Source organism: Actinoplanes sandaracinus (assembly GCF_030009775.1).
GTDB lineage: Bacteria > Actinomycetota > Actinomycetes > Mycobacteriales > Micromonosporaceae > Actinoplanes > Actinoplanes sandaracinus.
Genome location: NZ_JASCTH010000072.1, coordinates 1 through 7,006, shown reverse-complemented (window position 1 = coordinate 7,006; position 7,006 = coordinate 1). Strand labels below are relative to the sequence as shown.

6 protein-coding genes and 2 pseudogenes are annotated in these 7,006 nt (G+C 71.4%); 7 read left to right on the top strand and 1 reads right to left on the bottom strand.

The window, feature by feature from the left end:
- The 6 genes from QLQ12_RS46535 to QLQ12_RS46510 all read left to right on the top strand — a co-directional run.
- The coding region (locus QLQ12_RS46535) for a TadE family protein (protein ID WP_282767502.1) at positions 1-375 on the top strand (375 nt) is incomplete at its 5' end.
- Positions 372-671: a hypothetical protein gene (locus QLQ12_RS46530; protein WP_282767501.1), complete on the top strand. Its 300-nt coding sequence runs from the start codon at positions 372-374 to the stop codon at positions 669-671. The genes QLQ12_RS46535 and QLQ12_RS46530, both read left to right, overlap by 4 nt.
- Before the next feature lie 58 nt (positions 672-729).
- Entirely contained in the window at positions 730-1,188 is a 459-nt protein-coding gene (locus QLQ12_RS46525; protein WP_282767500.1) for a TadE/TadG family type IV pilus assembly protein, read from the top strand.
- A gap of 65 nt (positions 1,189-1,253) precedes the next feature.
- On the top strand, positions 1,254-1,643 hold the full coding sequence (locus tag QLQ12_RS46520; protein WP_282767503.1) for a pilus assembly protein TadG-related protein: 390 nt from the start codon (positions 1,254-1,256) through the stop codon (positions 1,641-1,643).
- A 32-nt stretch (positions 1,644-1,675) separates the two neighbouring features.
- Entirely contained in the window at positions 1,676-4,546 is a 2,871-nt protein-coding gene (locus QLQ12_RS46515; RefSeq protein ID WP_282767499.1) for a BTAD domain-containing putative transcriptional regulator, read from the top strand.
- Positions 4,543-5,865 carry a hypothetical protein gene (locus tag QLQ12_RS46510; protein ID WP_282767498.1) on the top strand — a complete coding sequence of 441 codons (1,323 nt, stop codon included), beginning with the start codon at positions 4,543-4,545 and terminating at the stop codon, positions 5,863-5,865. The genes QLQ12_RS46515 and QLQ12_RS46510 overlap by 4 nt, the downstream gene beginning before the upstream one ends.
- Before the next feature lie 405 nt (positions 5,866-6,270).
- Here the strand turns inward: QLQ12_RS46510 and QLQ12_RS46505 are convergent.
- Positions 6,271-6,788 (bottom strand): annotated as a pseudogene (locus tag QLQ12_RS46505) (transposase); the annotation flags it as partial.
- On the opposite strand from QLQ12_RS46505, the pseudogene QLQ12_RS46500 reads away from it, so the two are divergent.
- A pseudogene (locus QLQ12_RS46500) lies at positions 6,789-7,006 on the top strand (IS5 family transposase); the annotation flags it as partial.

Below are 7,006 nucleotides of genomic sequence, written 5' to 3'. Positions count from 1 at the left end.
GCCGCTCGCCCCGACGCGGGCGCGGCCACGGCCGAGCTGGTCATCGCCATGCCGCTGCTGTTGCTCATCGTCATGTTCGTCATCCAGGCCGGAGTGTGGATGCACGCCACCCACATAGCCCAGGCCGCCGCCACTCGGGCGGCGAGCACCGCCGCCGCCTACCAATCCAGCGCCGGAGCCGGACAGCACGCCGGCGGTGACACCCTCGCCGCGATCGGCAGCGGAGTGCTCAAAGACCCGTCGGTGTCGGTGACCCGCACCGCTACCGAGGTCCGCGTCCAGATCTCGGGCACGGCCGCGACGGTGGTCCCGGGCATCCGCTGGCGCGTCGGTACCGAGGTGATGCGTCCCGTAGAGAGGTGGAGTGGACCATGAAATACGCCTGGCCTAAGCCGTTCGCCATCGTCGACGCCGACGGCGAGTACACGCCCGAGTTCGAGGCGTATTTCGCGGAGGAGCTCGCCCGCTTGGAGGCTGACGTCGATGACCCGGAACGCGGCGAGGACGCCCGCGAAATGCTGGCGATGGACCGTGAAGAGCTGCGCGCCTTGTCCGCGGTCACCTTGGACCTCATGAACGCACCTCCACCGTTGATGACGGCGGTGTTGGGGATCGTCCTCGCGGTCCTCTCCGCAGTCGGGGTGGCCCTCATCGCCTGGTACGTGCTGTGACCGCTCAGCTGGGCTCGCCCGAGAGGCGACGGGGCTTAAGCCCGCCTGGGGGTGTGTCGTGACCCCGCTGCGCGTGCGTGTCGCCGCCCGGTGGCGGCGGCTCACCGAGGTACCGGATGCCGGGGCGAGTACCGCCGAGATGGCGCTACTCACCCCGCTACTCGTCATGTTGTTGCTGTTCGTGGTGCTGTGTGGCCGGTTGGCTGCGGCGCAGATCGACGTGGACGCCGCCGCGAGTAGCGGCGCCCGGTCCGGGTCGATCGCTCGGAGTCAGGGCGCCGCCGTGGCGGGGGCGAAGCGGACCGCCCTCGAATCCCTCGCCGTGCAGGGTGTGACCTGCCAGTCCACCGATGTGCAGGTCAGCACGGGCGGGCTGAGGCCGGGCGGGGCGGTCACCGTGACGGTGTCGTGCCGGGTTCGGCTGTCGGACCTGGTGTTGCTGGGTGTGCCAGGGAGCCGGGTGGTCGAGTCCAGCGCGACGTCTCCGATTGACGAATGGATCGGAGGTGCCCCGTGAGGCATCGCATCCGTGACCTTGCCCGGTGGGCGCGTCACCGAACCGGCGGAACCGACGCCGGGGAGGTGACGCCGTTCGTGGTGCTGCTCAGCGTTGTTCTGGTGGCGGTGGCCGGGCTGGTCCTCGACGCCGGGCTGGCGATCTCAGCGAAGGTGCAGGCCCTCGACATGGCGCAGTCCGCCGCCCGCGCCGGGGCGCAGCAACTCGACCTCTACGCCTACCGCACTCGCGGTGTCGCCCGTCTCGACACCGGCCGCGCCGCCTCGACGGCCCGATCGTGGCTGGCCTCCGCCGGAGTGTCCGGGGATGCCTCGGCCACGGCGACCACGGTCACCGTCACCGTGCGACGGACAACCCGCACCCAGCTCATGCAGCTCGTCGGTGTGCGCAGCCTGAACGTTTCCGCGACGGCCACGGCGACCGCCGTGCAGGGCGTCACCGGCCCCAACACCTAACCCGACCTCACCGACGAAGGAGATCTGCGAGCATGGTGCGCGCCCTCGCCACGGTCGGCCGGCTGCTGCGAGCCTTGGCCGCCCTCGCCGTCCTGGCAGGCTTCATGGCCGGGGTGCCGTGGCTGCTGACCGCCTCGGCCGGATGGCCGCTCGGCTGGATCGGCTGGCCCCAGCTCACCCCGGTTCCCGCTCTGGCCGAGCTGACCGGGGCGTTAACGAGTCCGTGGTCGGATCAGATGATCCTCGGGCTGCTGGCCTCGATCGGCTGGGTGCTGTGGCTGATCTTCGTCCGGCACGTAATCGTCGAGGTCATCGAGGCCAGCGCGGACGCTGCCGTCGCCCGACGCGGTCAGCTAAGGGCGCCGGTGACCGGACGTGGACCGATCCGCTGGGTGGCCGCCGTGCTGGTCGGCGCCATCGTGGGCGCGGTGTTGTTCGACGCTGCCCGCGCCGTCACCAGCACGGGCGCCACGACCGCCGCCGCTGCGGCGGATGCGGCGGCGCGTCGCCCGGCCGTGGCCGTCGCGCCCGCCCCACCGGCCATCGCCGCCCCGGTCGCGCACACCGGCCCGCGCCCCGCGATCACCGTTCACACCGACGCCGCCACCGCACGGCCGGTGCTCGCCTCCACCAGCCACCACGACAGCGAAGTACCAGCGTGGGCGCGCGATGCGCCCGGCGGAGTCCACCGGGTCAAGGCTGGGGATAACCTGTGGGAACTGGCCGAGGAGAAGCTCGGCGACCCGCACCGCTGGCGCGAGATCTACAAACTCAACCGGGGCCACGAGCAGGCCAACGGCTACGCGCTGACCGACCCCGACGAGATCCACGTCGGGTGGACGCTCGCCATGCCCGCCCGCGACACCACCCCCGCACAGCCCGACCGGGGCACCCCGGCACCACCAGTCGAAACGACTCCGCCGGATGACGGCGTGACCGAGCCGGGACCGGCCGCCACACCCGCCCCGGCGGCGAGTACCCCACCGCCCACCGCCACCCCGTCGTCCCCCGCCTCCTCCTCAGCCAGCGCCATCCCGCCGGCGAGCGCCTCGGCACCCGCCAAGGAGCGCCCCTCCGCGGACGAGCCCGCCGCACCCGACAACGGCCATGACAGCGCAGATGACGAGGCGGGGATCAGCCTGCCCTCGGACGGCTGGGTCAGCCTCGGCCTGGCCGCGCTGATCGCCGCCGTCGCCTCCCTGCTGCGCCTGCAACGGCGCCGCCGGGCCCGGCTGAGTTTCCCCATCCCGGCCCGCATCGGCTCGCAACCCACACCGGTACCCGAACCCCTCGCTCCGGTCGACGCGGTCGGTGCCCGGCACCTACCCACCGACGATGACGAGCCGCACCGGCCCGTCGCCCCGGCCGTGCCCACACCGATCGGCCTCGACCCGGACGGGGCCGAGGTGAGCCTGTTCGACCTACCCGGCCCCGGCCTCGCCCTCACCGGCGATGGCGCCGAACCGGCCGCCCGCGCGGTACTGGCCGCCGCACTCGCCACCGGCGCCACGCAGAGCGCCGAGGCACGGCCGGTGGTGGTCACCACCACCGAGACCCTCGCCCGGCTACTACCCGCCGGTGCTCCGCTGGTCGGCCTAGACCGCGACGGCACCAGCTACGACGGCGAGCGCCTCATCGTGCTCTCCGACGCCGCCGCGGCCGTCACCCACGCCGAAGAGGAGATGATCGTGCGGCGCCGGCTGCTGGACACCTTCGACCTGGACTCCATCACCGCGCTGAACGAACGCACCGATCATGCCGAGGCGCAGCCGCCGTACGTGCTGCTCATCGAGGCCACCGGTCGGCACGCCGCCCGCCTGCGCGCGGTCGGCGCGCACCGCCCGGCGCTGCACCTTCACCCGGTCATCCTCGGCGGCCTCGATGGCCTCCCCGCCGTTGAGATCACCGCCGACGGCACGCCCGGCAACGAAACGGCCGGGCTGGCGCGGCTGTCCATCCTCACAGCGGGCGACCTCGCGGCCGTGCTGACGATGCTCACCGACGCCACCGCGCGCCCGGAGCCCGGCCACGACATCGACCTCGACCCGGCCCCGAGCGACCCGGCCGCGGCGCCGCACGAGGTAAGCGCCGAGCAGCGCGACGAGCCGGTTCCCGCCCAGCCGACCGAGGCGCCGGCCCCGGTACGGCTGCGGGTCCTCGGCCCGGTCCTGGTCGAAACCGAGACCGGGGCGGTGGCGACCGGGATGCGCAGCGGCTCCTACACCGTGCTCGCCTCGCTGGCCGTGCACCCGGGCGGACGCACCCTCGACCAGCTCGCCGCCGACCTGCACCCCGACACCAACCCGGGCACCGCCGGAAAGCGCATCCGTACCGACATCAGCACCACCCGACGGGTGCTGCGTGCCGCCACCGGCAACGGCGAGGCGATGTTCGTGGTCTACGACGCCGCGACCGGCCGCTACCGCCTCGACCCCGACCTGATCGCCGTAGACCTGTGGCAGATGCTCACCGCCATCGAGGCCGCGAACACCGTCGACGACGACACCCAGGCCCTCGCGTTGCTCCGGGAGGCGGCCGAGCTGTACGGCGGCGATTTCGCCGACGGCGCCGACCAGCCCTGGATCACCGACTACGCCACCACCTACCGCCACCAGGTTCTCTCCGTGTTCGCCCGCATCGCCGAAATCGTCGAAGCCGACCACCCCGACCAGGCCATTGCCGCCCTGGAACGCGCCCTGGAATTCGACCCGGTCAACGAGGAGCTGTACCAGCGCATCATGCGCATCCACGGCCGCGCCGGACGACCGGACGCCGTCCGGCGCACGCTGCGCCGTCTGGAAGAACGCCTCGCCGACCTCGGCGGCGCCGAACCGTCGCAAGCCACCCGCCGGGTCGCCGAACGGCAGCTACGGCCCGCCACCGTCAGCGGAGGCCACCGATGACCGACCACACGAGGAAAGGAGCCGCAGCCATCAGCACCACCGAGCGTCAGCCCACGCCCGCGCCGATCGCGAAGGGCGGCAACCCATCCGAGGGCAGAGGCCGGAGAAGGGCCTCGTGGGCGCCGGCACGATGGGCGTACTCGTTCTACGGCGTGGCCGCCACCGGCGCCGTGATCGGCCAAACCTGGGTCGCGCTCGAACACCTGCCCTGGCCGCCCGCAGTACCGCTCGCGGTGCGCGTGCTGGCCGTACTCCCGTTCGCCCTCTGCCTGGAGTTGCTGGCGATGGCTCTCGCCGCGATGGCCGACGAGCGCATGCGACTAGGGGAACGGGCCTACGGCTTCCGCACGTTCTCCGCCGTGGTCGCCGTGGTAGCCGTCGGCATCCAGGTGGTTGGGCACTGGCCAGTCCTGTACTGGTCAAGCGTGTTCGGTGTGCTGTCCGGATCGGCGTACGCGCTGTGGCTGCTGCACGCCGCCGCCCGGCGCCGAGACGCGCTACGCGCGATGGGCAAGCTCGCCGACACCGCCCCGGCCTACGGCCTCTGGCGAAGGGTGCGCCACCCCATCTGGACCGCCCGCGCGGCGGACCTGGCCCGCGAAGGCCACACCGACGCCGACACCGGCGCCTGGCGCCCGCTGGGCCTCTACGAGTCACTACGCGCCGCCGAACTGATGATGCGCGACGAGAAACGCCGCCCGGCGGTGGCCCACGCTGTGGAAAAGGTGGTACGCGCCGACCAATGGGATATGCGCATGGCCGAGATCGCGGTGCACACCTTGGACCTGGACCGGCTCGCCGCCGAGCTGGCCGCCCGCGTCGACTACCAAGCCTGGGCTGACCGGCTGGCACCCGCCATCACCGCGCCCGTACTGCCTCCAACGCCCCAGGACACCGACAGCCCTGCCGCGCCGAACCCGGCGAGCACCGAGGCGGCGCCCGAACAGCCCCACCAGCCTCCGACCCCGCACGACCCTGACACCCACCGGGAAGCCGAACCCGACCCCGAACCGCGACCAGACCCGCACGACCACAACGACCACGACGAGGAGCAGGACGACGACCAGGACGACGACGAGGAATTCGACGCGGACAACGATGCTGCCCTCGCCCCGGACCTCGTCCCGCTGCTCCCCGCCGCCCGCGCCGCCCGCGACGAGTTGCTCGGTGAGGGAAGCACGGTCAGCCGTGACGCCCTGGCGCACCGCCTCCGCCGCAACGGCACCGCCATCCGCAACAACCGCGTATCCGAGCTACTCAACGCGCTACGCCGCGAAGAGGCATCCCTCAACGCTGCTCACTCGAAGGTGCCGGCGTGATGACGCACCGGCCCCGAATCCCGCCACTCGACGGACTTGAGGAGACCGCCCATGGACGAGTTCGCCCCGGCGCCCGGCGCCGCCTTGTCCCGGCTGCGTTTGGAGTCCTGCCCGCCGTCGTGCGCCGATTGCTGTCACGACGACCTCGACCCGCCCGGCACGACGCTGCACCGTAGCCCGCCCGCCACTGTGCCACTTCTGACGACGAGGCATGTGAGCTGGTTGGTTCTGACGGCCTGGGGCCCATCGGCCTTAAGAGGGCATCTGATCCTCTAAGTGGCCCCACCACGAGGGCCGCCGGTTCGCCGCGTCATGACGCTGCGTTATGCGGCCTCTAGTCTGCGGCGCGCGTTATCAGCGGCAGATGAGGACGTCTGATTGGTGTAGTTAGCGAGTTATGTGACTTTAGCCGTATCGCCAGGTTGGGGTGGTTTCGGCGGTGAGCCGTTTGGCGAGGTTGTCGATCATCGCCAGGGTGATCATGCTAGCGGAGTTCTCGGGCCGGGCTTCGTAGTCGCGGACCAGTCGGCGGTGTTGCATGAGCCAGCCGAGCGTGCGCTCGACCACCCACCGCCGCTTGACCATGCTGAAGCCCTTGAGCTGGGGATTCTTGGTGACGATCTCGACGTCGATGCCGAGCTCGGCGCCGTGCTCGACGGTCTTGACCTTGAATTCGGCATCGACCCAGGTCTTGGTGACCGTCGGGTATGTGGTGGCGGTGTGGTCGAGCAGGTTCATGCCGATCGTGTTGTCGCTGCCGCTGGCTGCGGTGACGATCCGAAGAGCAGCAGGCCGAGGGTGTCGGTGATGATCCCGCGTTTGCGGCCGACGATCTTCTTGGCGGCGTCGGTGCCCTGGGTGGCGGCGGGGACGTTGGTGGAGGTCTTCACGCTCTGGCTGTCCCTGATGGATGCGGTGGGTTCGTGACCGCCGCGAGTATCAGCGACAACACCATCGGGATCGGGTTGCTCGACAAGGTCGCCGAACACACCCCGACGGTGACCCGCGCCTTCGTCGACGCCGGGTTCAAGCAGGATTTCGCCCTGCATGGCGCCGTGCTGGGCATCGACGTTGAAGTCGTCAAGCGATCCGACGTCCGGCCCGGGTTCGTGCCAATGAAGAAGCGGTGGCTGGTCGAGCA